The organism is Mesorhizobium sp. M0894, from assembly GCF_040319725.1.
GTDB lineage: Bacteria > Pseudomonadota > Alphaproteobacteria > Rhizobiales > Rhizobiaceae > Mesorhizobium.
Genome location: NZ_JAMYOG010000018.1, coordinates 1 through 26,034, shown reverse-complemented (window position 1 = coordinate 26,034; position 26,034 = coordinate 1). Strand labels below are relative to the sequence as shown.

25 protein-coding genes are annotated in these 26,034 nt (G+C 61.0%); 16 read left to right on the top strand and 9 right to left on the bottom strand.

Annotation, left to right across the window (positions count from 1 at the left end; genetic code table 11):
• The first annotated feature begins 125 nt into the window (after nt 1–125).
• Nucleotides 126–491, top strand: coding sequence for a hypothetical protein (locus NKH91_RS26395; protein ID WP_352813072.1), 366 nt, complete (start codon nt 126–128; stop codon nt 489–491).
• A gap of 961 nt (nt 492–1,452) precedes the next feature.
• Here the strand turns inward: NKH91_RS26395 and NKH91_RS26390 are convergent.
• Both NKH91_RS26390 and NKH91_RS26385 read right to left on the bottom strand, forming a co-directional pair.
• Complete coding sequence (locus NKH91_RS26390) at nt 1,453–1,698, bottom strand: hypothetical protein (protein WP_352479079.1); 246 nt, start codon at nt 1,696–1,698, stop codon at nt 1,453–1,455.
• An 83-nt stretch (nt 1,699–1,781) separates the two neighbouring features.
• Nucleotides 1,782–2,483 (bottom strand): Crp/Fnr family transcriptional regulator, encoded by a 702-nt coding sequence (locus NKH91_RS26385; protein WP_352813074.1) that lies wholly within the window; start codon nt 2,481–2,483, stop codon nt 1,782–1,784.
• Between the two features lie 402 nt (nt 2,484–2,885).
• Here NKH91_RS26385 and NKH91_RS26380 point away from each other — a divergent pair, with 402 nt between their 5' ends.
• Nucleotides 2,886–3,062 (top strand): hypothetical protein, encoded by a 177-nt coding sequence (locus NKH91_RS26380; protein WP_352813076.1) that lies wholly within the window; start codon nt 2,886–2,888, stop codon nt 3,060–3,062.
• A 173-nt stretch (nt 3,063–3,235) separates the two neighbouring features.
• On the opposite strand, the gene NKH91_RS26375 is transcribed toward NKH91_RS26380, so the two are convergent.
• The 3 genes from NKH91_RS26375 to NKH91_RS26365 all read right to left on the bottom strand — a co-directional run bounded on the left by NKH91_RS26375 (nt 3,236) and on the right by NKH91_RS26365 (nt 5,986).
• Nucleotides 3,236–3,469 carry a hypothetical protein gene (locus NKH91_RS26375; protein WP_352813078.1) on the bottom strand — a complete coding sequence of 78 codons (234 nt, stop codon included), beginning with the start codon at nt 3,467–3,469 and terminating at the stop codon, nt 3,236–3,238.
• 1,108 nt (nt 3,470–4,577) lie between these two features.
• Nucleotides 4,578–5,087, bottom strand: a complete 510-nt coding sequence (locus NKH91_RS26370; protein WP_352641893.1) for a ferritin-like domain-containing protein — start codon at nt 5,085–5,087, stop codon at nt 4,578–4,580.
• Between the two features lie 545 nt (nt 5,088–5,632).
• Nucleotides 5,633–5,986, bottom strand: a complete 354-nt coding sequence (locus NKH91_RS26365; RefSeq protein WP_352813081.1) for a hypothetical protein — start codon at nt 5,984–5,986, stop codon at nt 5,633–5,635.
• 187 nt (nt 5,987–6,173) lie between these two features.
• Between NKH91_RS26365 and NKH91_RS26360 the strand changes: the two genes are divergently transcribed.
• Nucleotides 6,174–6,641, top strand: a complete 468-nt coding sequence (locus tag NKH91_RS26360; RefSeq protein ID WP_352813083.1) for a hypothetical protein — start codon at nt 6,174–6,176, stop codon at nt 6,639–6,641.
• Nucleotides 6,642–6,966: 325 nt separating this feature from the next.
• Here the strand turns inward: NKH91_RS26360 and NKH91_RS26355 are convergent, their stop codons facing one another.
• On the bottom strand, nt 6,967–7,173 hold the full coding sequence (locus NKH91_RS26355; RefSeq protein WP_352813085.1) for a KTSC domain-containing protein: 207 nt from the start codon (nt 7,171–7,173) through the stop codon (nt 6,967–6,969).
• Between the two features lie 274 nt (nt 7,174–7,447).
• Between NKH91_RS26355 and NKH91_RS26350 the strand changes: the two genes are divergently transcribed.
• From NKH91_RS26350 to NKH91_RS26285, 13 genes are all read left to right on the top strand, one after another.
• The gene (locus NKH91_RS26350; RefSeq protein WP_352508341.1) at nt 7,448–7,681 is read left to right on the top strand and encodes a hypothetical protein; all 234 of its coding nucleotides are present in this window, start codon (nt 7,448–7,450) and stop codon (nt 7,679–7,681) included.
• A gap of 961 nt (nt 7,682–8,642) precedes the next feature.
• Nucleotides 8,643–10,670 (top strand): conjugal transfer protein TraG, encoded by a 2,028-nt coding sequence (locus tag NKH91_RS26340; RefSeq protein WP_352813090.1) that lies wholly within the window; start codon nt 8,643–8,645, stop codon nt 10,668–10,670.
• A gap of 119 nt (nt 10,671–10,789) precedes the next feature.
• Nucleotides 10,790–11,203 (top strand): CopG family transcriptional regulator, encoded by a 414-nt coding sequence (locus NKH91_RS26335; protein WP_352541492.1) that lies wholly within the window; start codon nt 10,790–10,792, stop codon nt 11,201–11,203.
• Entirely contained in the window at nt 11,200–12,168 is a 969-nt protein-coding gene (gene trbB / locus NKH91_RS26330) for a P-type conjugative transfer ATPase TrbB (protein WP_352495886.1), read from the top strand. Before NKH91_RS26335 ends, trbB begins: the two co-directional genes overlap by 4 nt.
• Before the next feature lie 11 nt (nt 12,169–12,179).
• The gene (locus NKH91_RS26325; protein ID WP_352503327.1) at nt 12,180–12,488 is read left to right on the top strand and encodes a TrbC/VirB2 family type IV secretion system protein; all 309 of its coding nucleotides are present in this window, start codon (nt 12,180–12,182) and stop codon (nt 12,486–12,488) included.
• Nucleotides 12,488–12,760 (top strand): VirB3 family type IV secretion system protein, encoded by a 273-nt coding sequence (locus tag NKH91_RS26320; protein ID WP_023680309.1) that lies wholly within the window; start codon nt 12,488–12,490, stop codon nt 12,758–12,760. Before NKH91_RS26325 ends, NKH91_RS26320 begins: the two co-directional genes overlap by 1 nt.
• Nucleotides 12,754–15,204 (top strand): conjugal transfer protein TrbE, encoded by a 2,451-nt coding sequence (gene trbE / locus NKH91_RS26315; RefSeq protein ID WP_352813094.1) that lies wholly within the window; start codon nt 12,754–12,756, stop codon nt 15,202–15,204. Before NKH91_RS26320 ends, trbE begins: the two co-directional genes overlap by 7 nt.
• Nucleotides 15,201–15,926 (top strand): P-type conjugative transfer protein TrbJ, encoded by a 726-nt coding sequence (gene trbJ, locus NKH91_RS26310; RefSeq protein WP_352503325.1) that lies wholly within the window; start codon nt 15,201–15,203, stop codon nt 15,924–15,926. The genes trbE and trbJ overlap by 4 nt, the downstream gene beginning before the upstream one ends.
• Before the next feature lie 36 nt (nt 15,927–15,962).
• Nucleotides 15,963–17,285: a P-type conjugative transfer protein TrbL gene (gene trbL / locus NKH91_RS26305; protein WP_352813096.1), complete on the top strand. Its 1,323-nt coding sequence runs from the start codon at nt 15,963–15,965 to the stop codon at nt 17,283–17,285.
• Nucleotides 17,286–18,017, top strand: a complete 732-nt coding sequence (gene trbF, locus NKH91_RS26300; protein ID WP_352813098.1) for a conjugal transfer protein TrbF — start codon at nt 17,286–17,288, stop codon at nt 18,015–18,017.
• Nucleotides 18,007–19,035: a P-type conjugative transfer protein TrbG gene (trbG, locus tag NKH91_RS26295; RefSeq protein ID WP_352528987.1), complete on the top strand. Its 1,029-nt coding sequence runs from the start codon at nt 18,007–18,009 to the stop codon at nt 19,033–19,035. The genes trbF and trbG overlap by 11 nt, the downstream gene beginning before the upstream one ends.
• A 10-nt stretch (nt 19,036–19,045) precedes the next feature.
• Nucleotides 19,046–20,263 (top strand): TraB/TrbI/VirB10 family type IV secretion system protein, encoded by a 1,218-nt coding sequence (locus NKH91_RS26290; protein WP_352718533.1) that lies wholly within the window; start codon nt 19,046–19,048, stop codon nt 20,261–20,263.
• Nucleotides 20,264–20,274: 11 nt separating this feature from the next.
• Complete coding sequence (locus tag NKH91_RS26285; RefSeq protein WP_352517831.1) at nt 20,275–20,547, top strand: DUF2274 domain-containing protein; 273 nt, start codon at nt 20,275–20,277, stop codon at nt 20,545–20,547.
• Nucleotides 20,548–20,792: 245 nt separating this feature from the next.
• On the opposite strand, the gene NKH91_RS26280 is transcribed toward NKH91_RS26285, so the two are convergent.
• The 3 genes from NKH91_RS26280 to NKH91_RS26270 form a co-directional block, all read right to left on the bottom strand.
• Entirely contained in the window at nt 20,793–21,680 is an 888-nt protein-coding gene (locus NKH91_RS26280; protein WP_352810630.1) for a hypothetical protein, read from the bottom strand.
• Nucleotides 21,681–21,689: 9 nt separating this feature from the next.
• Nucleotides 21,690–23,933, bottom strand: coding sequence for a S8 family peptidase (locus NKH91_RS26275; RefSeq protein WP_352885399.1), 2,244 nt, complete (start codon nt 23,931–23,933; stop codon nt 21,690–21,692).
• Nucleotides 23,934–24,156: 223 nt separating this feature from the next.
• Complete coding sequence (locus tag NKH91_RS26270; RefSeq protein WP_352885400.1) at nt 24,157–25,158, bottom strand: AAA family ATPase; 1,002 nt, start codon at nt 25,156–25,158, stop codon at nt 24,157–24,159.
• Nucleotides 25,159–26,034: the final 876 nt, after the last annotated feature.

The window sequence follows — 26,034 nt, the reverse complement described above, 5'->3', positions numbered from 1 at the left end:
GTCAAACGTTGCCGGATCGTTTCAAGGATCTCAGTTGCATCGACAGTCTACGCAGTAACAATGACTGCAGGTGATCATCAGCGGTTACAGCAGAAGTGTTTGAATCGACAATTGGAGGCAACAAAATGCCGCAAGAGCTTTTCACCCTAACCACGTTGGGAACCTTGGCCGGAGCAACCGGAGCAACTGTGATTGTCGGTAATACGATACAATCAGTCGCCAACTACGGCGCCAAGTGGCTCTCACTTGTGATCGCGGAGCTTATCATCGTCGCGGTCGCCTTTTTCGCGGGTGCGACGGATGTCAGTGCATACTTCGTCGCCCTATTGAATGGTTGCCTCGTCTACGCGTCGGCTATTGGACTCAACACGATGACATCGCCCGCGCAGCCACTGGGGTCGCCGATCCCGCGATCGACGAACCAAGTGGGCTTGCCGCCGCAGGACATTAGCGGTTCCCGAGGCCGCGGCTTCTGGAACCGTTGGTGGTAGTGACTTGGATGTGGTCGTCTGGGGTTTCCGACCCTCGCTACCAGGTGCTCTGCGCTTCGGGCAACGACCCAAGAGCGCTTGCTAAGCTCGTCGCTCCTGGCGGGGCTTACAAGAGTTGACGGCACTTCCCGCGTCGGCGTCCGAGATGCCCGCACTTCAATCCGCACTTTACTTTGGCGTGGGAAATGGATCGTTGCTGGGGACGCGGCCTGGACGCTCGACCCATTGTCTTGAGACGGCATCGAACGAGCCGTTGGATCGGGCACCGCGGCGGCGGACGCTATCGTCGAGGCATTCCAATCCAAGTCCTCACATCCATTGCGCCAATATGCGGTAGCAAGTGCGGAAAAATTCCGCCGTCTCCTGGCGGCACGCCACGACGTCTACGGGCGGAAAATGCGGTGGAGGCAAGCGCCGTTCTGGCGCACACGCGCATTGGCGGTGTCGCTTGGTTCATCGTAGATACTTGGATTGCGACGTTTCAGGCAGCTATGGCACGTGGCAAGTTGCCTGTCGCGCATGCTCTGGCGCAAGTGCCGGACCAAAGCTGGCACCACGTTTTCGTCTGGAGGATTACGGCAATGCCAATACTTCCTCTCCGATGGGAAAACAGGAAGATCGCCAGGTGCGGTTACGAGAATGGAAAATTTCGGATAGTGAAGGGCATCGAGGCCGGGAGCCACATGGCTAAAGCGGCTGTTCCGCTATTGAGCCTCGACATGCGTTTTCGGGACCCACCCCGTCGGATTCAATCGCGAATCCCGCATCGATCGCGCTTCGCGCAAGAGATCGCCAAGTTGCCAGTCCGTGAGTTCGCAAAAGGGAAGCATTCTCCTCACGGTGTGGCTAACCTCGGATATCGAAATGCTCGGGCTGCCGATGTTGTCGATCAGGTGGCGGACAATCGCTTGGCGAACGTCCGATAAGGTAGGCCTCTGCGCGAGCGCAGGCATGACCGGCCCTATGAATGGAGCCGTGGTTCTGCGGCCACGGCTGTTTTTAAGTCGAACGCGACTGGCACACCGTGAATAATGGATGCTGCCGCCAAGAGCTCCTCCAGCTCGCGGTCGGTGGCCCTGCATGCGGGCATGAGTGTTCGGATGGCGCGGATTGCCTGTGCTATCGAAAGGAAGTGGGCCTTGCCTCTGGAGAGAACATAGGCTTCGGCGGCTCTTTCAACCGTGACTGTGTCAAAAGTGGTGGTCATCGAGAATTCCTCCCTGAACCCTGACCCACACGATTTATGGCACCAATTCGGCAGCCTGCAAGGGTTTGTCCGATTCCGAACAGTTAGGCGGAGGCTAGGCCGAAGTGACTTTGCTCCTCCTCGCCGTAAGCACCGTGTGTGAGTTTTATCATTCCAACGCGATCGACGATTGCGATCTCGCCGCGTTTGGCGTGAACCAGCCCCCGATATTCAAGCATTTGGAGGGCGGTGGTAACGCCGGGGCGCCGGGCACCAAGCATGGTCGCCAGAAATTCATGCGTCAGGTAGATCTTGTTTCCTTCGGCGCGGTCTTGGACCATCAGCAGCCAGCGGGCCAACCGCTCCTCGATTTTGGAATGGCCGTTGACCAGCGCGGTCCGGGACGACTGCACGAGGAACGCGTGGGCATAGCGAAGCAGCGACTCGCGAAGGGACTGGCTTGCTGCAATCGCAGCGCGAAGGTCTTCAACGGGCAGAATCCAGCCATTGCCGGCGACCTGGATATAGGTTTCATTGGGCGACTTGTCCTGGCCGAGAATAACGGCAACTCCTGTCATGCCGTCGTGGCCGACGATGCCGACCTCGCTTTGCCGCCCTCCGGTCATCGTAGCGACCACCGACGCGATGCCCATCTCTGGAAAATACACACGCTCGATCGGCTGATAAGAGACTTCCAGCTGGTCTTTGATGTTGAGTTCGACGTGATGCAGTGACGGCCTCAAAAGCGCGAAATCCTCCGAGGAGAGGGTTTTCAATACATGGTTGCGAAGAAGGGATTGGGGCATGGCTCTCTCTCCCATGCGGGCAAGAGCACGTACCTCTTACTGTCGGCTGCGTCCGACGCGCTGGCGGCCGACGTGGGAAAGCATAGGCTTCAAATGTGCGGTTGGCAAAGAGTCCGTGCCTGGCGAAAGGCTGGCTTGAGTCCCGTAGGTGGTGGGCGCTTCTTATGACTTATGAGGCCGGTCACGAATGTCCGGAACCGGCCTAAGCAGATCGGCAGGTTTCGAGCATCGAGTTGGCAAAAGCAGTCGTTCAGCTCACGTGATGAGTTTCGGGCGCCGTCGCCTTGCGCTTACCGACATTGTGCTTCACCCGTTCCGGCCCTCTTCTTAAGCGCAGTAACTTTGAAACAAATCCTGCCGGCAGGCGTTCCAGCATGGCGGGCGGCGTTGCCGGAGGACCCAATGCCCGACGAATACAATGACATCGTCATCCCCCAAGACCACGATGCATCGCCAGTTCGGGAGGAGGAGTATTTCGTCGTCTGCCCGGCGTGCGGTCAGGCGTTCGACATCAGGTGTATGGCAGAGGCGCTTCATCACAACGAGCTAGGCCACGAGCCATACGACCTCGACTCGTAGTCGGCAGTGATCGACGACCGTCGATGAGCGTTTGGAGATGTCCCTTCGCGGCCTCTATGCGAACCGGGTCGAAACCAACACCGAGGGTAAGCTCTCGCTCATCTGGCCGGTCGCGTCCCGACCGATCGGCCTAGAACGAATCCCTGTCGCGAGGGCGGACCTTCGCGGGCACGCTATGTCTTGACAGATACCTTGCGGGCTTTCAGCAACGACTCGATGCCGTTGCGGTCGTCGTCGATGCGGCCGCGGCCGTGACCGACCGAAAGCTTCGACACCGCATGCACCGCATGCGACAGTTGTTCTTCATCCAGGGCGACGGCGCCTACTCCACCGCAACCATGTCGCCCAGTTCTGTCACGACGCTCCAAAGCAGACCTGCTCCCGGCATCGGGTGCCGGGACCAACATGTGATCTCCATAATGCGTAAGAGCCGGAGGCCCATCGCCGGCGACAAGGCGCTCATTGCAGAGAAAGGTTAACGATCGATCGGATGCCCGCGTTGCCTTCACGCGCAATGTTGCTGGGCGCCTCCTTCGACAGCGCGCACATGCGACACGTCCTGGCGGCGCGCGCCGCCTGTTGCCGAGAGCGACGATCGCGAATGCGCGAACGGCTGGACGGCAGGTGAAGCGGGGTCCTTGCGTCTTCCCTACGCCGACACCGGCCACTGTATCGCCGTGAGCGTCAACCCGCTGAAGTCCGGCGGTGCTTTCTCAGCCGAGTGATCGCCGACTTGTCGACCGTGATCACCCCGCCGCAGTCAATCCGCACAGAGAGTTTGTTCGCCCCGCGATCGATGCGGGTGACGTCCGCAACAAGAACCACTCGGTCGCCGGCCCGGACTTTGGGTGGCGATCAATCGTATACGGATGGTCATACGAGGGAATGCTCACCCTGGCGCGCCCGCTGGGGAGAATCGTGATGACGGTACCTGCTAGTGAAACCTCATCGCCAACCTCAAATTCGCGAGGCATGTTAACGTGCAGCATGGTCTTCCTCCCGATGCTTTCCAAATTGATGCTTTGCTAATGCCCGGCCAACCAGGTTGGTTGCTTGCAATCGACTTCGTACAGTTCCGCACAATTCCAAGCTTGGCCTCGGATCGGCAATTGTGTGCGTCAAATCTGCAGAAATGGCTTTACATTCAGCGATGACCTTGGCGCGCCCAGGCCCGTGTTAGCGGAGCGGCGGACTTCCTCTCGATCCGGCGATGGCCATTAACGCGGAGTGTGGCGCGGAAATCGATCTTTCGCCTGCAGGTACGTCGTTCCGGTAAATTCGAAGAACGCCGACGCCGGAAGCAGGTATCGAGCGCGCTTTGATGCTACGGCAACGCCTACAAGCAATTTTCGCTATGTTCTCTTTGGCGGCAATGATCGATGGGCACCCTCGATCGTTGCCGTCCGCCGCCGCTCCTATTCAGTTCCAAGCCGGAGCTCGCTCGTCGACATCGGAGCCGGTGTTAACCAGCTTCCGCGCCGATCCCTCACTTCACGATCGCTACGTTCCCACCGATCACCGCTTGGCGCTGTCGCTGTCCGCTTCGGCCCGCGCAAGGAACTGCTCGGTCGTTGAGGCAAGATGGGTTTTCAGCCAATCCGCCATCGCGACTTCCTCTCGCAGGTTCTCTTCGCAAGCCCGAAGAACCTCGGTTTCGCCGAGCGATCGCGCAGCGGCAATCAGGATCGTGTAGGAGGCGATTTCCATGTGCTCGAACGTGTAGCTCGCCAGCGATCCTTTCATCACCTCGTCTCCGGCGAAGACACCGCTCAGCGATTGCGCCATCGCCGTCAGCTTGCCGCCAGCGTCCTTCATCGTGGATGAACCCTCGTCCATCTGATCGAGACAAGTCCTCAGCCGAGCGGCCTGCTGCTTGGTTTCGTCGAGGTGCTGTCGGATCCGGTCGCTCAGTTCGGGATAATTCTCGATACGACGCAACTGCCCGTTCAACATCGTCTCTGCCTGCTCTTCCATGGCATGAGCGTCTCTAAGCCATTGGACAAACCATTCCCGGCTTTCTGACATTTCGAATCTCCTTTGCTACTTAAGGAAAAACTTTCGGAAGAAGACATTGTTCCGGAGTAGAGCCCGCCGAACGGCCCTTGACAGTCCCAGAGGATCAGCGTCGTGGCGGGTTTCAATTCACCTCGCGAAATTCCCGCCGCCCTGGCAGTGTGCGCGGGATTTTTTGCGCTCCAGGTGGAACACCGGGGCGCGGGTAAGGTTCGGTGCACGCAGTACATCCTCCATACGATATTGCTGCAAGATCGGTGGTGCTCCGATCCAGCCCGCGTCTCCTCGATCCAGAGACGCGGGCTTTTGACGAATGTCTGTGGATCAGCGCGCCATCAGGTCTGTTCAGCGCTAGAGTAGAGGCGATCGCGTATCTATCTAACCGAAAGCAAACAGAAGCCAGGCGTGCCCCACTGAAAGCACAAGCAAGCGCAAAGGTTCCTAGACTGATGCTCGGCTGGCGGCAACTTGCTCGCCAGCCGAGTTTGTCTTAGCCGGTGGTCGGGGGAGACCAGCCAGCCACACGCTGGTGATTCCAACCTGTGCCGATGTGCCAATCAGCAACCTTCGTCGGTCTTTTTCACCTGGCCTGGCGCGGCGGTGTTGGCGGTCGTGTCCTGCTGACCTGGCGCAGCCTGCTGAGCGCTGCCAGTCTGCTGGCCGGGCGCGCAGTCTCTGGCCGAGTTCGGATTTGTGGTGCCGCTGGTGGTGGTCGTGTCGGTGCCCTGATCGCCGGACATGTTGGTCCCGCTGCTCGTCGTGCCGGTGCCCTGATCCGTCGTACTGGGCATGGTTGTCGTGGTCGAGGTTCCGCTCGTCGAGGTTCCGCTCGAAGTTCCGCTGGTCGTCTGGGCAAAGGAAAGCCCGGCCGACAGCGCCAGCACGGCCGAAGCCAAAAGGATGCGTTTCATCTTCCTTCTCCTGTCTGAATGCGCGGGATGCGCCTGGCAAATCGAACAGGCAGACAGAAGGAGTGTTCCCCGATGAAGTTCAACTTTTGTAACTCTGGTCCTAGGTCAGCCTCAGGATGACGGGCGTATATTAGAGGCCTCTTGAAGAAGACACTGCCCGCTCCAGACTCAATCCAAGGCTCGCGAAATGGGCATTGGTGACCAGGTGGCGATTGCTGCCACGGTTCGAAGGCGGATAACAGAGGACTGCGTAAGCCGTCTCTATCCCAGGTGGCGACTTCCCACATCCATCATCGACCACACCAAGGTGAACCGAAGCCGGCAAATCGACCTGAAAGGCGAGGTCACGCGCATTGACGAGGACACTGTGACGATCGACCTCGGGCCATTGGTCAGGGTCGACCGTGAGAAGGTCCGGTCTTGGTGCAGAAGTATCGGCCGCCAAAACGACGAAAGGCACTTGCAGATGCCGCGGATTAGAACAGACAACATCGCAACAGGCTATGAGGGCAGGCCGCATGACGGGCCAGTCGAGGACGAGTCGAAGCACTTGGTCTACTGCCCAGTCTGCGGCCAAACGTTCGACGCGCGCGATCTTGGACAGGTCTTCCACCACGCTGAGTCCCAGCACGAGCCGCTTCCGGTCGAGCAATAGTCCAGCTAGTTGAGCTCCGGCGGCAGACCGACGTTGAGACCTTCAGCGCGCCACCGGGTACGTTGGATGAGAAAAGGTGCTGCATGCACCGCGCCTTCCCCGCGCGCCGATGCTCCACCTGGACCGCAAAAAAGTCCCGCCGCACTGCCAGAACGGCGGGACCGATCAAACGCTTTGTACCAGGCGGGGGGATGCCGAGGGGTTGGGCTTGCCAGGTGAGCGCGGACCGTAACCAACCCTAAGCGCCACAGCGGCAACGCGTCTACTAACCGCCGGTTGGAGCGACAGGACCGATTAAGCCGCCGGCAGGTCAGGTCATCCCGGGTCATCGCTCGCAACCAGATGGTAGCGGAAATTTGCTGCGGATATGGTGGTTGAAATAGCGGCCCTTGGCGAACGCGGCCCGGAACGCGGCAAAGGTTTCCGGCGGTACCCCCTCAAACTCGTACCGTTTACCGCTGGCGACGAACCACACCGAGAGGGTCCTTCTATCCAGATCATATTCCATCTTGCGGATCGAAGTAGATGGCATGAGCACCACAGGCCGAGGCCCGCGCCCTTGCGGGGAGCGAGGGCCGATCGGGATACCGATCTGCAGCAATACCTGGAGGGGGAGGATTCGCTGCGTGCACCGAACTTTCGCGGCGGTCCCGTGTTCCCAATCGAGATACACAAAAAGCTGGCTGCACCTTTCGGCATCACGCGGACGTTGGATTTCTGAGAAAGCGCGAGCGTCAATACTAACTTCTGGTGATGGAATTTTCCCGTGAGATAGGCACGCTCCACGGCGAAAGGAGTGCCCCGCCATGACCGTCCTCGCCTACAACCTTGCCAATGACATCGAAGGATTGTGGAGGGTCGTCTTCGTGCCGGACGAACTGCATCTGTATGTGGAATTCAGCCAGCCAGACGCCGACACAAACCCGGCTGATTGGATGAGCGTTGATGATTTCCTTGCATGGCGGCCGAAAGGCGCACTCCACGAGCGAGCGCGCGACAGCTTGGTTTCGCTCATTTGCAAGGCGCTGACAGGGCGATGAGACAAGGGAAACCCGCACCGAGATCCAGTGCGAGCGCCGCGAGTGGGCCTAGGGCCCCACAAGCCAGTGCCACCCCGCCGCCGGCAAACCGCGGCGGGCGAGTGCCTCGGGGACACGATGGTAGATTGCTAATGCGTTCGCGCGTGTGGCCTTAAGTCGCAAACTATTGGCTTCAGAAGCAGGGCGTAGGGCTTCATTGATGGTGCTACCAACACCATATGGTGACCCATAGCCCTCCAAAACGAGAGAAGCTCGTCCCGACGGGTCGCACTGCCGCCGTCAGCTGGTAACTGCTACGAACTAGGAAACCATCATGCCTGAAAATATCAGACCAACTTCGAGAGATGTCCCCCTCATTCAGCTAGGCCTCTATCAGTGCCGCTTCCCGGTGAGCGAAGACGCTTCTGTACCCGGCGGTTATCGTTTTTGTGCTGGGCCAACTTCGCCGGATCGCGTCTACTGCGATCACCACCACCACATTGTGACCGCCGTGGACCCTCGTCGAGCCCGTTCGGGTCTTCACCTCGCTCAACGACCCGCCGCGTAAGCCTGGCTGGCGGCGGCCTCCCGGCCAGGCGCTATGCGCTCCAAGGCCGCCTTGGCTACGACCTTTCCGTCTGGCCCATCCTCCCTGTCTTCGCCGATGTATCCCCCGTCGCCCGATTGAGAACGACGACTTCTCGCCGAGCCCTTCAGCTCGCTACTCGCACAAACGCGTCGGCTCCAAAGGTTTGTCTGTCAGCACATCTTCAATGTGCCCGCGCCTGAAGCCCCAACATCTTCTGCGACCTAACCGCGTACCTGGCACCGCCGATCGGTTGCTGCGGCGGATTTTCGCTGTTCGCAGCTGAATAATGCCTATCAACCTTGTCATCGCACCTAGTCGCACGTAGCGGCCGTTCGAATTCTCATCGCTCGGCGCGATGTTTGGTCCGTCTGGCCAGAAGAGCGGAGCAAGCCATTGACACCCACGAAGTTGCTGATTGGGCAGATCGCTGTCGTATTCGCAATTGTCATTCTTGGCGTGTGGACTGCAACCCAATGGTGCGCCCACATGCTCTCCTATCAGCCGTCACTCGGCGCACCATGGTTTGTGACAGTCGGCTGGCCGATCTACCAGCCGTGGAAGCTGTTCGAATGGTGGTTCCAATTTGACGCCTATGCGCCTGAGGTCTTTGACAAGGCTGGCATACTTGCCGGAGCCAGTGGGTTCCTGGGCTGTGCCGCCGCGATAGCTGGGTCCCTCTGGCGCGCACGGCAGCGGGGGTTGGTCACCACCTATGGGTCCTCACGATGGGCCATGAAGCTGGAAATCGAGAAGGCGGGGCTGTTTCAGCCGGCCGGCGTTTTCCTTGGCGGACTGAATTATCGCTATCTGCGCCATGACGGACCGGAACACGTCATGGCCTTTGCGCCGACACGTTCGGGCAAGGGCGTCGGACTCGTTGTTCCAACCCTTCTTTCCTGGACCGGCTCGGCCGTCATTCACGACATCAAAGGCGAGAACTGGCAGCTGACCTCTGGCTGGAGGTCGAAGTTCTCGCACTGTCTCTTGTTCAATCCGACCGATCCGAGATCGGCGCGGTACAACCCGCTGCTGGAAGTGCGCAAAGGTCCAGATGAGGTCCGCGATGTTCAGAACATCGCCGACATTCTCGTCGATCCGGAAGGCGCGCTGGAGCGGCGGAACCATTGGGAGAAGACCAGTCATTCACTTCTAGTTGGCGCCATCTTGCACGTGCTCTACGCCGAAGAGGAAAAGACACTCGCCCGTGTCGCCACCTTCCTGTCGGACCCGCAACGCTCATTCGCTGCGACACTGCAGCGGATGATGACCACCAACCACCTCGGCACGGTGGACAAGCCCCAGGTCCATCCGGTCGTGGCCTCGGCGGCTCGTGAGGTGCTGAACAAGTCAGAGAACGAGCGCTCAGGCGTTCTCTCGACCGCCATGTCGTTTCTCGGGCTCTATCGTGATCCAACGGTGGCCGCGGCAACATCGGCCTGCGACTGGCGCATTGCCGACCTTGTGGATGCCGAGCGACCGATGTCGCTGTATCTGGTCGTGCCGCCGTCGGATATCTCGCGCACTAAGCCCCTGGTGCGATTGGTGCTCAATCAAATCGGCCGGCGGCTGACCGAGCGCCTGGAGGGCGATCCAAAGAAGAGCCGCAAGCATCAGCTCCTGATGATGCTGGATGAATTTCCGGCGCTCGGTCGGCTCGACTTCTTCGAGACTGCGCTCGCCTTCATGGCAGGCTACGGCATCCGCGCTTATCTGATAGCGCAGTCGTTGAACCAAATCTCCAAGGCCTATGGCGAGAACAACGCCATTCTCGACAATTGCCATGTGCGGATTGCCTTTTCCTCAAATGACGAGCGCACGGCCAAACGCATCTCGGACGCGCTCGGTACCGCGACCGAACTCAGATCGATGCGCAACTATGCCGGCCATCGGTTGGCGCCCTGGTTGTCCCACGTCATGGTAAGCCGCCAAGAGACCGCTCGCCCCCTGCTGACGCCGGGTGAGGTGATGCAGTTGCCGCAGGGTGACGAACTAATCCTGGTTTCGGGATTGCCGCCGATTCGCGCCAAGAAGTTGCGTTATTACCAGGATCCGAATTTCACGGAGCGAGTGCTGCCTTCGCCGGTGCTGCGCGACGGTGCCTACGCGGATCGGCCCACGTCGCGCCCGGACGATTGGAGCGGACAGGTGCGCGGCGTGGATCGGCGTCTTGCTGGCGATGACGACAGTGCCGGCGCGGCAATCGAAGACGGAGGTGTCCAGCAGCAGCGCCATCCGGGCCTGCGCGAAGAACGGACCCTCGTCGTCCAGGAGCCTGATCAGGGCGATCTGTTCACGCCCGCAGACGATGACTGCGAGACGCTCGCCGACAAGCGCGTCATGGATCGGATTTCCACCGCCGCACGTGCGTACGGCCTCAACGAGGGAATGGGCGACGACAAGGACATCGTGCCCGGCTTCTGAACGGCGCGCCTACGCGGGCGCATCCCAGCGTAGATAACGGCCGTAAGCGATTTCGAGGATCTCGACGATGCTCGTTCCCGTCGCCGGTGCATCAGCGCCGGTCAGAGGGAACGAGCAGCATGAAGCCCCACCGCATTCGTCACCAGTTTTTGCTTGAACCCGAGTTGAGCGAGAAGCTGGAGAACCTCAGCCGCAATCCATCGACCACCAAATCGGCCATTGTGGCGCACGCGGTCGAGACCTTTATCGAGCGGCGTGGGGAGAATGAACTCGACCAGCGCTACGGCAAGAGGCTCGACCGTCTTTCCCGCGACCTCGGACATGTCAGGCGCGATGTCGAGATGATCCTGGAGAGCCTGGCGCTCTTCATCCGCTTTTCGATCACGCTTCATGCTCACACGCCGGTGCCGGACAGGGCCACGCAAGCGATTGCCCAGGAGCGCTTCGACAAATTCGTCGAACAGGTCGGCCGCCAAATCGCTTCCGGGAAACGGTCACTTGGCACCGACGATCGCAGGGGAGGGGAAGGATGAGTTCTCATCCGGAAGCCGACCATCGCCGCCGCGTCATGCTGCGCACCGCCATGGGTCCGGCGATCACCGAAGCCCTTGCCGATCCGACCGTCATTGAGGTGATGGTCAATCCCGACGGTGCGCTGCGGCTCGACCGGTTGGGTGAAGGCCGGGTCGACACCGGCGTGCACATGCATCCTTCTGAGGCCGAACGCATCATCCGCCTGGTCGCCTCCCACGTGCGCGCCGAGGCGCATGCTGACAATCCGATTGTCAGCGCCGAATTGCCATCGGGCGAGCGCTTCGAGGGTCTGCTGCCGCCTGTCGTGCTGGGGCCATGCTTCGCCATCCGAAAGCCTGCGGCGAAACTCTACACGTTGGCCGACTATGTCGCCGACCGGGTCATGCTGCCGCTGCAGGCCGATGCGCTGAAGAAGGCGGTCCGCGAGCGGCGCAACATCCTGGTCGCCGGCGGCACGTCGTCGGGCAAGACAACACTTGCCAATGCGCTGCTGGCACAAGCCGCCGATTGCGACGAGCGGGTGATCCTGATCGAGGACACGCGCGAACTGCAATGCGCGGCGAAGGATTGCGTCGCCTTGAGGACGAGGCGGGGGGCGGTCACGCTCGCCGATCTCGTGCGCTCGACCCTGCGGCTCAGACCCGACCGCATCATCGTGGGCGAAGTCAGGGGCGCGGAAGCCCTGGACATGCTGAAGGCATGGAACACCGGGCATCCCGGCGGCATCGCGACGGTTCACGCCAATTCGGCGCGCTCCGCTCTCTACCGTATCGAGCAGCTCGCCCAGGAAGCCGTCGTCACCGTTCCCCGCCGCCTCATCGCTGATGCGGTAGATCTGATCGTCTTTATCGCTGGGCGCGGATCCTCGCGCCGCATTGACGCGATCGCTGAGGTCACCGGTCTCGACAGCAGCGGTGATTACGCCGTCACCCCGCTCACGCTTCCGCAACTCCAGCAGTTTTGAAAGGTCACCTCATGCGCAAGAAGCTTCGCTTCCTTTCGTCCATCGCGCTCGCGTTTCTTCTCACCGTCCCGGCCCAGGCAGCGGGCTCCGGCATGCCTTGGGAACAGCCGCTGCAGCAGATCCTTGAGTCGGTGCAGGGACCGGTCGCCAAGATCGTCGCGGTGATCATCATCATCACCACCGGCCTGACCCTTGCTTTCGGTGACACGGCAGGCGGTTTTCGCCGGCTGATCCAGATTGTCTTCGGCCTGTCGATCGCCTTCGCGGCATCGAGCTTCTTTCTCTCCTTCTTCTCCTTCGGCGGCGGGGCACTCGTCTGATGGCCACCGGAGAGCAGCATATCGAGGGTTTCGAAGTCCCCGTTCACAGGGCATTGACTGAGCCGATCCTGCTGGGCGGCGCGCCGCGAGCGGTGGCGATCCTCAACGGCACGGTGGCCGCGGCAATAGGCCTTGGCCTACAGCAGTGGATCGCCGGACTGGCGCTCTGGATCGCCGGCCACACGCTCGCGGTCTTTGCCGCTCGCCGCGATCCGGACTTCGCCAGCGTGCTTGTCCGTCATCTTCGCCTGAAGGGGTGGCTTGCATGCTGAACCTTTCGGAGTATCGCGGCAAAGCCGATCGGCTTGCCGATCATTTGCCCTGGGCCGCTTTGGTCGCGCCCGGCATCGTGCTCAATAAAGACGGTAGCTTCCAGCGAACCTTCCGGTTCCGTGGCCCCGACCTTGAAAGCGCGACCGAAGCCGAATTGGTCGGCATCTGCGCACGAGCCAACAATGCGCTACGAAGGTTGGGCTCCGGATGGGGGTTGTTTTTCGAGGCCGAGCGCGTTGAAGCGCTAGGCTATCCGAGCTCGGCTTTTCCCGATGCTGCCTCGTGGCTGGTCGATGAGGAACGGCGCGCGGCCTTCGAGGGCAAGGTCGCGCACTTCGAGAGTCGCTATCATCTGACCTTGGTCTTCATGCCGGCGCCAGATGGCCAGGCGCGGGCGGAAAGCGCACTGGTCGACTCGCATTACTCGGGAGGGGCTAGAGACTGGCGCCAGGAGCTGGCGTGGTTTCGCGACGAGACCGACCGCGTCCTGGATTTGCTGTCCGGCTTCATCCCGGAAGTGCGCGCCCTCGATGATGCCGAGACGCTAACCTATCTGCACGGCACAATCTCGACCTACCGCCATCCGGTCGCCATGCCGGAAACGCCAATGTATCTCGACGGTGTTCTGGTTGACGCGCCGCTTACCGGCGGCCTGGAGCCGATGCTGGGTGAGCAGCATCTGTGCACCCTCACCATCCTTGGTTTCCCGAACGTCACCCGGCCAGGGATCCTCGACGCGCTCAACCATCAGGATTTCGCCTATCGCTGGATGACGCGCTTCATCCCGCTCGACAAGACGGAAGCCACCAAGACGATGACACGGTTGCGCCGTCAGTGGTTTGCCAAGCGCAAATCGGTCGCCGCCATCCTGCGCGAGGTCGTGACCAACGAACCCGTCCCTCTCGTCGATAGTGACGCCGACAACAAGGCCCTGGACGCGGATGCCGCCCTTCAGGCATTGGGCGGCGATCACGTCGGCTTCGGCTATCTCACCACAACGGTGACGGTATGGGACAAGCACCGGCAGGCCGCCGCGGAAAAGCTCCGAGCGGTTGAGCGCATAGTCAATGGGCTCGGCTTCACCACGATCCGTGAAAGCATCAATGCGGTCGAGGCGTGGCTCGGCTCGTTGCCCGGTCATGTCTACGCTAACGTTCGCCAGCCGCTCATTCACACGCTGAACCTTGCCCACGTCATGCCGCTGTCGTCGGCGTGGGCCGGTCCGGTGGATAACGAGCATCTCGCCAATGTGACTGGGACCGAATCCCCGCCGCTTCTCTTCGCAGAGACCAGCGGGTCGACACCGTTTCGGCTTTCTACCCACGTCGGCGATGTCGGCCACATGCTGGTCGTTGGGCCGACCGGTGCCGGCAAGTCGGTTCTGCTTGCGCTAGTCGCTCTGCAGTTTCGACGCTATGCCGGGGCGCAGGTCTATGTCTTCGACAAGGGCAATTCGGCTCGTGCGGCAACACTGGCCATGGGCGGAGAACACCACGCTCTGGGCGCGGATGGTGCGCTTGCCTTCCAGCCACTGAGCAATATCGGCGACCAGGCTACTCGCAGCTGGGCGGCGGAATGGATCGCCGGCCTCGTTGCCCATGAGAATGTCACCGTTACGCCGGAGGTAAAGGAGGCGATCTGGTCGGCACTCATCAGCCTTGCCACTGCGCCGGTGCAGGAACGCACGCTGACGGGCCTGTCGGTTCTGCTTCAGTCCAATGGGCTCAAGGCCGCGTTGATGCCCTACACGCTCGACGGTCCCTTCGGCCGGCTGCTCGATGCCGATGAAGATCGGCTGGCTTTGTCGGATGTGCAGTGTTTCGAGACCGAAGAGCTGATGCACAGCCAAGGCGCTGTGCTCCCGGTTCTCACCTATCTGTTCCATCGTCTCGAGGAGCGGTTCGACGGACGGCCGACGCTGCTGATGCTCGACGAGGCGTGGGTCTATCTCGACAACCCTCTCTTTGCCGCCCGCATCCGTGAATGGCTGAAGGTGCTGCGAAAGAAGAACGTCTCCGTCATTTTCGCCACGCAGTCACTTGCAGACATCGCTGGCTCGTCGATCGCGCCGGCGATCATCGAGAGCTGCCCACAGCGCATTTTTCTTCCCAATGACCGTGCCGTGGAGCCGCAGGCGCGGGCAGCCTATGAGCGCTTCGGCCTGAACGAGCGGCAGATCGAATTGGTCGCCGGTGCCACACCGAAGCGCCAGTATTATTTGCAGTCGCGCCGCGGCAACCGCCTCTTCGAGCTCGGGCTCGGCCCGATCGCTCTTGCGCTCTGCGGGGCCTCTGATCCGGCCACGCAAGCTTTGATCGACAGCGTCCTGTCAGAGCACGGGCAGGACAGCTTTGCCTCCCGGTTCCTGAGTGCGCGCGGCCTCGATTGGGCTGCCGAGCTTCTCCAGCAATTCCCTCAACCAGACAAGGAGCAATCGTCATGATGCGGCGCCGCCTTCTCACCAGCCTGATCACCGTTTCCCTGATCGCAAAACCGATGGCCGACTACGTCCAGCCGGCCCACGCCCTAATCGTGTTCGATCCGTCGAATTATGCGCAGAACGTGCTGACAGCGGCACGTTCCCTGGAGCAGATAAACAACCAGATCCAGTCGCTTCAGAACCAGGCGACCATGCTGCAGAACATGGCGCGCAACCTTCAGCGCCTGGATTTTTCTTCCGTCGGCCAGCTCACAGGTTCGCTCCAACGGATCGACGCCCTGATGACCCAGGCCAGCGGCCTGAGCTTCGATCTCGACAAGCTTCAGAACCAGTGGCGTGTGCAATATCCGGAAAGCTACGACGCCACAATCAAGGTCAGCGATGTGGCGAGCGCCGCGCGCGAGCGCTGGCAAAACGCCATGCAGGCGTTCCGCCAAACCATGAGCGCGCAGTCGCAGATCGTGGAGAACGTGCGGGCCGACGGCGACCTGCTTACCGATCTCGTCAACCGCAGTCAGGGCGCGGCAGGTGCCCTTGAGGCAAGCCAGGCCACCAATCAGCTGATCGCGCTTTCGACCAAGCAGCAGATTCAGATCCAGACGCTGCTCGCGACCCAGTTCCGGGCTGAAGCCGAAGATGCTGCCCGCAAGGCGCAGTCCGAGGAAGCCGCCCGCGAGACGACGAAGCGTTTCCTGGGCACCGGAACGGCCTATCCCGGCAACTGATCAGCAGTTCTTCAAGACAACGAGGAAGGCGGCGACATGAACGACCTCGGCGTCATTGATCGCTTCATGGAGACTTTTACCCGCTATATTGATAGCGGGTTCGGTCTGCTTTCGGGCGACGTCGCCTTTCTCACCACCATCCTGATCGGCATCGACATCACGCTGGCAGGCCTGGTCTGGGCGTTCGGCGGCGAGCCCAATGTTCTTGGCCGGCTTGTCCGAAAAGTGCTCTATGTCGGCGCCTTCGCCTTCATCCTGAACAATTTTAAGAACCTCGCCGACATCATCTACCATTCCTTTGCCGGGCTCGGCATCAACGCATCGGCCGGCAATCTGTCGGCCGACAGTCTCCTGCGGCCAGGCCGCATTGCCGCGGCCGGCTTCGAGGGCGCCTGGCCGCTGCTCAATCAAGCGAGCCAGCTAGTCGGCTTCCCCGAGATCTTTGGCAACGCGCTGACCATCTTCGTGCTGCTTCTCGCCTGGTTCCTGGTCCTCATCGCCTTCTTCATTCTTTCAATTCAGCTCTTCATCACCATTCTGGAGTTCAAACTCACCACATTGGCCGGTTTTGTTCTGGTGCCTTTCGCGCTCTGGAACCGCTCGGCGTTTGTGGCCGAGCGCGTTCTCGGGAATGTGATCTCGTCGGGCATTAAGGTGATGGTGCTTGCTGTCATCGTCGGCATCGGCTCCACGCTCTTCGGCGAGTTCGCTTCCGCGCTGCAAGGCAAGGAGCCGGACTTGGCCGCGGCCATGTCACAGGTACTGGGCGCGTTGGCGCTGCTTGGGCTCGGCATTTTCGGGCCGGGAATTGCCTCGGGCCTTGTCTCCGGCGCACCGCAGCTTGGCGCGGGAGCCGCACTCGGAACCACCGCGGCGGCTGCCGGATCAACGCTCGTTGCCGGAGGTGCGGCGCTTGCCGGCGCGCGCATGGCAACCGGCGGCAGTCTCGCCGCAGTCCGCGCCGGCACAACCATGGGATCGGCTGCTTCCACAGCTTGGCAGATGGGGCGTGCAACATCGCCCGAGTCCGGCCTCGCCGGCGTAGCTGCTGGACTGCAGGGCGTTGCCGGCGCAGCTGGCGGCGCCGCGATGCGGGGAATGCGATCTGCAACAGAACCATTCCGGCGCAGCGCCGATGCCGGCCGCGATGCCGCCTGGACCGCGACGGGCGGCACGCCGATCGCATCAATGACCGGAAACCCTGCCGCGTCAGGTGCCAATGCCGCGCCGGCGTGGGCGAGGCGCTTGCGTTCCCAACAGACCGCGCGCGCCCATCGCCACGCCGCCACGCAGGCCGTCCGCGATGGCGATCGGGGTGGAAGCGGCGCCAATCCCTCTCTCAACGATAAGGAAGACTAGATGCTCTTCAAGCGACCTGTTCAGCGTTACGGGAAGACGCCCCACCCGGTCACACCATACCAGAAGGCCGCCCAACTTTGGGACGAGCGCATCGGCACTGCGCGCGTGCAGGCAAGGAACTGGCGCCTGATGGCCTTTGGCTGCCTCGCTCTGGCCATCGGGCTCTCTGGTGGACTCTTGTGGCAGTCGATGCAGGGCCGCGTCGTGCCTTATATTGTCGAGGTCGACCGCTTCGGTGAAACACGGGCTGTCGCGCCGGCAATCCAAACCTACGAGCCCGACGATGCCCAGATTGCCTGGCATCTCGGCCATTTCATCCAGAATGTCCGCTCCGTCTCCACCGATGCGGTGCTGGTGCGGCAGAATTGGCTCTCGGCCTACGACTTCGCCACCGACCGTGCAGCCCTCTTTCTCAATGAGTACGCTAAGGCCAATGACCCGTTCGGCAAGATCGGCACGCGCAGCGTCTCGGTGCAGGTGACGAGCGTGGTTCGAGCGTCCGACAACTCCTTTCAAGTCAAATGGACCGAGCAGGTCTTTGAGCGCGGCAGCCTCGCCAGCACAACGCGTTGGACCGGGATCCTCACCATTGTGATCCGGCCGCCGAACAATACCGATCAGCTGCGCAAAAACCCGCTCGGCGTCTTCATCAACGCAATCGACTGGTCGCGCGAGCTCGACAGTGCCGCGCAAACTTCCGTTCCCCCAAAGGAGCCCGCCAATGATAAATAGACTCTCGTCTCTCCGCACTGCGCTGATCCTGTCGGCGTCGGCTGCGGTCATTTCCGCCTGTGCCTCGAAGCCGGTGCCGCCGCCGCAGATTTCCTATGACCATGCTGACTTCAAGCCGGCCGCGATTGAGAAGGCGCCGGGGAAGCCCGTCAAAGTCGTGGAAGTGCCGAAACCGCTGCCGCTGCCCGGCCAGTTGCAGCCCGAGCCGGGCAAGGCTGCTGAAGACAAGCGCTCGCCTGAAGAACGTGTCGCCGATGCCAACAAGGCGGCGACGCAGCAACCCACCAAATATGGCTATGTGAATGCGGTGCAGGTTTACCCCTTTGCCGAAGGCGCGCTCTACCAGCTCTATGCCGCACCGGAGCGCGTCAGCGATATCGCTCTGCAGTCAGGCGAGAAACTCCAATCCGTGTCGGCCGGCGATACAGTGCGCTGGGTAATTGGCGACACCGTCAGTGGCTCCGGCGATGACCAGCGCACCCATGTGCTGGTGAAGCCCTTCGCGCCAGGACTTGCCACCAATCTGGTGATCACCACGGACCGGCGAAGCTATCACCTGCAGCTTCAAAGCACGGATAAGACCGCCATGGCAGCCATCTCCTGGACTTACAGCGAGGACCAGATCATCGCGCTACGCCGGCGCAATGCGCAGGCCGACGCCGCTATGCCAGTGGCGTCGAATGTGGCTCTCGAAAATATTCGCTTCCGCTATTCGATTACCGGCGACATGCCGCCCTGGAGGCCGACGCGCGCGTTCGATGATGGCAGCAAGGTCTACATCGAGTTTCCGCGCCGCATCGATCAGGGCGAGGCTCCGCCGCTCTTCATCGTCGGTGCTGACGGGGACAACCAGCTCGTCAACTACCGCATACGGGGCAACTATTACATCGTCGATCGCCTCTTCGCCGCAGCCGAACTGCGCCTCGGCGCCAAGCAGCAGCAGGTGGTGCGCATCACGAGGACCGACGGCAGGCAAGCGCCGAGGCGGATATTGCTCTTTTCGCGTTCCAGCAGGTGAGGGACGGCCCATGACGGATACTTCCCGCTCCGATGCTCCACCGAAACTCGATCCAGAACAGCTGCAGCTGCGGGCCTCGCCTCGCCGCGCTGTGCGCTTCAAGCGCAGCATTATTGTCGCCATTGCTGCTGTTGGTTCCGGGACCGTTCTAGGCGTCACCATGATGGCGCTGCAGGGACCGGCGCTGCGCATCAAAGAGCAGGCTGAAGAGCTTTACAACACTGAGCGGAAGCCAACCGCGGAGGCAATTGAAAGGCTGCCTAAGGACTATTCCGGGATCAAGCCCAAGCCTCCGGTGCTTGGACCACCGCTGCCCGGCGACCTCGGCCGCCCCATCCTTGAGCACCAACGCCAGCTGGGCATCGCGCCGGGCCAGGAGGTTTCGGCGGAGGAGCAGCGCCTTGCACAGCAGGCGATCGAGGCGCGCGAATCGCAAGTCTTCTTCCGGATCGAAAATCGACCCCGGCAAGCAGATGCCGCCGGCAACGGGCAGGGCGGGCGTCCACCCTTTGAGGCAACGGCTCCACAATCCGATGCCGCACGCGATTCAGCTTCCGTTGCACCGGCCGAGGGCGACCAAAACAATCAACAGCGCAAGCTCGATTTTGTCAGCCAGCGGAACACAAGTGGAATCTACAATCTGCATGCACTGCAGACGCCGGCTTCGCCCTATCAGCTGATGGCCGGCAGCGTCATCGCGGCGAGCCTGATCACTGGCATCAATTCCGACTTGCCCGGCCTCGTCGTCGCACAGGTCACCGAGAATGTGCACGACACAGTCACCGGCAGCACCTTGCTCATTCCGCAAGGCTCTCGCCTGATTGGCACCTATGACAGCGTTGTTGCCTTTGGACAAAGGCGCGCGCTGCTGGTCTGGCAACGGATACTGCTGCCCGACGGCTCTTCGATCGAAATCGACAATCTGCCGGCGACGGACACCGCCGGCTATGCCGGGCTTGAGGACAAGGTGGATTTCCACACCTGGCAGCTGATCAAAGGCGTTGCGCTGGCCACGTTGCTAGGGGTCGGCACGGAGCTGAGCCTCGGGGAAGAGGAAAGCGACCTGGTCAAAGCAATCCGCGAATCCGCTCAGCAGAACGTCAGTCGAGCTGGCCAGCGCATCACCGAGAAGAACCTCAATATTCAGCCCACGATCACCGTCCGCCCTGGTTGGCCACTGCGCGTCATCGTGCACAAGGATCTTGTGCTACGGCCGTACCCGAATTGACTGGAGTCATCATGACCAATCTGAAACTCGGCAAACTTCCGGATCGGACACCTTCGAAGATCACCATAAGCGTAAGTGCAGACCTGAACCAAGCACTGAAGGACTATGCGGCGCTTTATCGTCAGACCTATGGCGAGTCCGAATCGGTAGCGGAACTGATCCCGTTCATGCTGGCGGAGTTCCTGGAAAGCGATCGAGCGTTTGCCAAGGCCAGAAAGGAAGGGCTCCCTGTCGTCGACATGTCAGAGAAATCGCGGCGGCAGGCAATTTCAGGGTCCGAATAAGTGACAGCGACCAGTGAATCCGAGGGGGCACCTTTCTAGGCGGGCAAATGCATTGAAGCAATTTGCCGGCGGCAAGCCGAAACATAGGGCACAATAGACGAGCTGATCTGCCCCGAACCAATGCCGGCTCTGCGCCCAATCTCGGTCATAGCAGGGTGGCTTTGCCGCCCCCGAAAGCGGACCTCTGTGTGCCCTTGGCTCCGCCCGACCACAGGGAGAACGTTCTGTTTGCCTTTGGAATCTCGTCAGCCGCCCGCGCGCGTGACCCCGAAGATCAGGTAGTTGAGCTCGATCGGACCCGATCCGTTCAGCTTGGGGACGATTGCATTGCTCTGGCGATTGAGGACGAATTCATCCCAGTTCCAGTCAACATCATTGGTCTGGACGACCACGTAGGAACCGAGGCCAAGTTTTGCCGAAGTCGCGGTGCTGGAGAAATCTAGGCCCAGGCTGAACTGCAGGACCTGCTTGTTCTCTCCCTGCTTCTCAATTGTCGAGACCACACCTTTGGCGAGTTGGACGAACGGCACAAGAGCGGGTTGAGCCGTCGTCAGGAGGCCGAGTCCTTCTTTGAAGGCGGAATTGTCGAGGGCTTCCACCAACATGTCCATTCCACCGCTCCGGATGTTTATGGTGCGGCCTTCAAAGCTGAGACCATCCTTGCCGACGTTCACCCCGACGAAGATCGGCAGGCTCATGAGCGGCGCCGCGCTCCTGTCGGTCGCCGAGGTCTTCAACGCGAACCTCATTTCTTCAGACTTGCTACCTGCCTGGTTCTTTCCCATGAATTCGCACAATATCTCGTGCCGGCCGGTGCCCGGGTAGTTATGGACGTAGAAGCGATCGAGAGTGATTTTCAGGCTTGCGTCCTGAAGCGCGTTATCCGGCTGCATCGAAGTGGCGTTGACGATCTGTACTTCGCCGCTGGAGGCAGTTCCCTCCGGGATGAATCCCACCACCGCTCCAGAATAAGCCCAGTGGTCATTCGTAAAGTACGGAATGCGCACGCCTTGGCTTCGCTGTCCCATCTCATAGAAGCGGGCCGCAGCCTCCGTATCGCCTATCAGCTCGAGATAGGCAGCAATTTCCGTCGGATGTTTCGAGCCGATGCTGTTAGACTTGCTGAATTCCATGAGACCTCCTTAGGCGCGAACGCGCGGCCTTGGCCGGATGGCATTCCGAACCGATGCATAGATGTCCTCCTGGACGGTGGGCGCGACTTCGAGCGTGACGGCCAGCGCGTACGGCACCGAACTCTGGTGGAAGTGGGCGTTGAGAGCTCTCGCCTGCACACCGATGAACAGGCCGTTGGAATCGACGAAGGCGGTGCTGTTGTTCCCTTCAAGGATGAAATGGGCGCACGTGCCTCTGCGCATGTCGTCGGGATGAGGCTGCATGATCGTCTTCACTCCGCGCCAGAACTTGCGCTGTCCCGCCTGATCCACCACGTCCAACGTCACTCCGCGATAGGCGATGGAGGTCGGATGCATCGGAGGCATCCAGGAGAGCGTCATCGTGATTCTGCGGATTTCCCGTGACCGGACCATGCTCGTCGGAATCGGTACGCGATACTCGTGAAGCTGTTCATGCCTGATCTCGTCATCGGCAAGTAGCGTGACCCTGTTGCTCGCGCCTTCGATCACTTGATCGTAGCTCGGCCTGCCATATCCCAGGAACTTCGTGATGATACCCCTGCGCCTCCGCCACTGGCCCAATCCCGGGGGTGGATATGCGGCCTCCAGCAAGGTCCCGGCGTCGCCCCACCTCGCGCCGTGCACCAGGAGGGTTCTCGTCGCAAGGGATGCCCGACTGAAATCCCGGAGCGCTGTCCCGTCTTCGGCCAGCACTTCTTCCAGCGCATCGATGATCCGCACGCCGGCTCTGGTAACGAGCGCGGCCGCGTTGCTGGTTCCTGTTGAACGCCTCGTCTTGGAGGAGGATCCGGTGAAGGGATCGGGTGCGGCGGCTTTCAGGCCTATGTGGCCAATCTCGCTGGGCCATATATGATGCCCGGCCGGCTGGTTAGAAGCGTTCGCAACCTGTCTTCCTCCCGCTTCCACGATGTCGGGTTTTAGCGCGCGGTTGATCCCCGGACCGATAGCGGAGCCTATGTTGGTGACGCCAACGGCAGAAAAAGGGTCCATCGCTTCAGACGGGCAGTCTCCTGCTCCGTCCGCGTGGACGGCGCCAACGCTGAGGGCGGTCATGGCTTCAGCCGGACTGAGAAGGCTGCGCATCCCCTTACTGGCTTCGACCGCGCGGAGGAGAGCGATCTGCCGTTCGAGCGGGGCGGCGGAGTTGAACGAGGCGTGGTCGGAATAGCCCGAAGGGAACTGTCCCGTGATGTTCCCGGCGCTGACTACGAAAAGGATCCCATACTTCTCGGAGAGCCAGTCAAGCAGCTTTGCCCATGGGGTGGGCCGCCGGACGAATGGCCCTTCGGCGTCACAAAGCGAATGGTTGATGATCAGGACATCGGGACCGGATGGTCCAAAAAGGCCATCGTCCTCTTTGAGCGCCACTACCGCCCGGTAGATGACGCCGAGGGGAAGCAGATCCTCGCGGGTGCGTTCGTCATTCAGGTGTTGCGGTGCGGCCAAGACAGGGACCACCTTAAGCCTCCGTGTCAGAGGGTCCTCGCCGTTCGCGAGGTCGCCGTGAAGCACGAGCGATGCGATCGCGGTCCCGTGGAAGCGACGCTCGACAGGGACCGAGTCGCCCGTGATGTCCACTTCGACGACGTCGACCCTGCCGGCCAGCAGGGCGTGGTTCTGCATAGGATAACCGTCGAGGATCGCCGCGACCGCGGGGCGGAGTTCTTGCACCGGCCCCTGTGCAGAATTTTGTTCGGACTCTATCGGTTCACTCAGCGGAGCCGCGGAATACAGAGACTGCGGCCGGATCGACATAACTTGGTCGGCATTGGCCAGGGCGCCTGTCCGGGAGCGGACATCCACGGCCTGCTGGGCTGGAACCTCGATCAGCGCGACCTGGTAGCGGATTGGCTCAATGGTGACGAAGTCGACAATCCTGCCGCCAATCGCGGCAAGGATTCCTTCCAGCGACTCCTTGGCGTTCATGCGAACGCTTTCGTCCTCGTGGAACCAGAGGTCGAGTTCAAGCCGGACAGATCCCGCGGCGTCACGGGCCATGCGGCGGTCGATGAACAACTGCGTCGCCGGTTCAATGCGGTCCGTTGCGTTCCAGACGCGGATCTTCGACAGGTAACCGAATATCTTCCACCAATCCTTCTCGTCCTCCCTGGGTGCGAGCTTCGTCTCGAATCTCCGCCACATTGCCAGCAGTTGGCGCATGCCGTTCTCAGTTGGCATGGTGAGGTAAAGACGAGCCATCGCCGGATCGTCCGCCGGAAGGTCGTCCAGCACTGTGTTGTCGTCGCTAACTGTATCAGGCTCCGAGCCAGCGTAGTCTTCCGTCAGCCATTCGAATCCCAGCTGAGATGCGGCGGCGACGAACCTGTCTACGGGACCTATGGTCTCGAAAACCAGGGCGCGTTCGGGCGATGCGAAGACGGGATTCGTCGAAGCCTGGGCCGCAAGCGAATCCCTAATGAGGGCTATGCCCGGGGCAAGGCGCCTCGATTGCTCCTCAGATGAGCGTGCCCTCGGGAAGCGGGCCTTCCGGCGGCCTTTTATCCGCCTTAATACGTCGTCTCTTCGACGGATCCTTATTATCGGTCTGTCTGCTATGATCCGTCTCCCCCGGCGTTGACCGCTTCTGCCGTAGCTTCGCCAACCCTTCAGCCAGTGCTTGATCGGCCGCAAGCTTTCCTCGGGACAGAACGATCTTTCGCCTAACATCCAAGGTAAAGGCTTCGATATCCGAGAAATTCATTCCATTCAACGTGCTGACGAATTCTTTCTCAACTGATGCGATGGCGGCACCGAAGTCCTTGCGTAGTCTGTTAAACCATTGCGAAATTTCCTGCGACCCTGGCAGGGGTACGTCCACCCGGAGTTCGAACCGCCGCCACACAGCGCGGTCGAGAAGTTCGGGGTGGTTCGTGGCACATACGATCACGCAGTTCGTTGGGATCGAGTCCATCTGAAGGAGGAGCGAACTGACGACGCGCTTGATCTCGCCGGTCTCCTGAGTGTCACCCCGTTCCTTGCCGACGGTGTCGAATTCGTCGAAGAACACGACGCATCGCTGGCTGGCCACGAAATCGGTGAGCTTGCGGAGGCGAGTGGCCGTCTCACCAAGGAAGCTGCCGATCAGGCCGTCGTATCTCACGACATAGAACGGCATCCTCAGCTCATGGGCAAAGACTTCGGCCAGACTCGTCTTGCCCGTCCCGGGCGGGCCTACGAGCAGCACTTTGTGTCGCGGCTCGAGGCCATGCGACCTCAGCAACGCCATGTCGGCGTACTCGCTGATGAATTCCTGCACCTCTGTCGAGACCTCGGGAGACAGGATCAGGTCCTTGAGCCTGCGATCTGCCTTGAGCTCAACGAGCATTTCGCTCAGTTCCAGCGGGACATGATAACTTTGCGGGCGGGCCACGCTTCTTCGTTTCCTGCTGTCGGAGGCCATCGCGTCGACGATACGCTCGGCGATCCCGTTCTGCTGCTGGGCACGCGCCTCAGCCACCAGGGCCTGCAGGGAAAACTGCGAGGACGTACGGTCACCGGAATAGCCAGTGTCTTCTGTCCTACGTATCGCTCCGGTTCTTGTCATCTCCAATCTCGCTACTTCCACCAACGACTCGCGCCGCAGGCGTCCTCTCTCTCTCTCACAATGATAAGCCAAAAGGAGGCCGCCGCCAGAGGCTCCGATAAAAATGCCGCAGTCTACTGACTGTGCAATTTTAGGTTGTCTTCCTTAATGCCCAGTTTTCATAAGGGTACTTCCGGTAGCCAAATGCATAACCAGCCCCTCGTTCACACGCAACTTCCTGTGAAAACTCGGAGATCGAGGCCGAGAGCAACCGTCCGCCCCTTCGGTGGCCGCGTCTTCGGCCTACGAGGGCCTCCCAGCAGAACCCGCTTCTATCACTACCACCCCTTTGGGAAAAGGATTGGCGATGGCTGGCTCGATGAGATTGAACTTTCGTTTTCATTCCAACTAGGACAGCCGATTGAAATGGCGGCTATCCGCTGCCGTCGACCCAGAACCGGAAGGTCGGCAAACGGCCCCGCTGCCGACTGGTCCCCTTTCGCTTCCCTTCCGGCCGATAGTGCCCGAAGGAGAAGCACGATGGGACATTTCCAGCACGATCCTGCGATGCCGGAGCGCAAAGCTTGGAATGCTAGCCGGAACGTCGCTCGCGCGATCGAGCGCTCTTTTTCGTCATCCAACGCATCTCTTCGCAACGAACCTCAGGTTCAGGTCCCACAAAAGGTCTTATAGACGCGGCCATCGCGCGGTGGTGGCTCGGCATAGTGTCGATGCCGGCTCAATACTCCCCAGAAGTGCCGTTTGAATCTTCCCCAGTTTAGCGCTGTCGCCGGTCTTCCGGAGCGCGCT